Below are 659 nucleotides of genomic sequence, written 5' to 3' on the forward strand. Positions count from 1 at the left end.
CCCCACCGGAGGGCCCGCCCGGCCGTCCTGATTCCCCGCCAACGTTCCGCCGGGGAATGCCCTCGGGTGACGGGACGCGACGGAGAACGCGATACCCCCACTTCGCCTTATCGGAGCAGAGCCAGCCGAACCTCCCCGGATGGGGAATGGTCTCCCAACGCGGTATAAGCTGCCGCCCATCGCCGCCCGGGCTGGCGCTGACGGGGGGCGAGCCGGTCACCCCTCGATCGTCCGTTGGCGCCCAGGTAACCGTCGGCACGTAACGAACCTCAGGGATGGGGCACGATCATGGCATTGCGCATCAGCGTCGACCTCGATGGGCTACGCTGGGCCGATCTGTTCCGCTTCGTCGATCTCGCCCGCAGCGGCGGCATCAGCGCGGAGGACCAGGTTGACGTCATCACCTACGGCAGTGACCCGATGTCGGTCAGCCTGTCGGCCCGCATCTACCCGGTCTCCGAGGGGTTCCTCTCCACGGAGCAGTCGGACGCATCCGGCGACAGCATGCGCGGCGCCCCGCTCTCGGTCAGCCCCGGGTCCGGCAGCCCCAACGGCTCGGGGTTCGCCTACGACGGTTCCACCGACCGCACAGCCTCGGCCAACGGTGCCCACTACCCGGCGTTCGACAACGCCGCGGACCGTGCGGTCCCGCAGAGCAG

The 659-nt window shown here is 69.8% G+C and carries 1 pseudogene; it reads left to right on the forward strand.

Annotated elements, in window-relative coordinates:
• Positions 1 to 288: 288 nt before the first annotated feature.
• Positions 289 to 659, forward strand: a pseudogene (locus tag ACY45C_RS06615) (hypothetical protein); the annotation flags it as partial.

The organism is Frankia sp. CcWB2 (genome assembly GCF_977927585.1).